Annotated in this window: 1 pseudogene; it reads right to left on the reverse strand. The window is 40.8% G+C overall.

Going from position 1 to position 255, the window contains the following annotated elements:
- Positions 1–255: pseudogene (locus tag LB465_RS18590) on the reverse strand (IS1595 family transposase); the annotation flags it as partial.

The raw sequence follows: 255 nt of genomic DNA on the forward strand, positions 1-255 counted from the left end.
TATATGGTTGATAAAAATGTACTGAAGGGACTGGGCTGAAAAATCATCAATTTTCATAGTGTACATCCGCTTCACCTTGCCTTCTTCGGTCAATTGAACTGCCGTGACCGCTTTCTTTTTCTTACCATCATAACTTCTTCCTATTTTTCCTTCGTCCTTGCCACCCAGAACAAATTCATCCACGTGAACATCGCCATCCATAGGATTGTTTCCACTCGAAGCCATAGCTTCTCTGACTTTCAACATAAATAACCT

This window comes from Salegentibacter lacus (assembly GCF_020164555.1).
Classification (GTDB): domain Bacteria; phylum Bacteroidota; class Bacteroidia; order Flavobacteriales; family Flavobacteriaceae; genus Salegentibacter; species Salegentibacter lacus.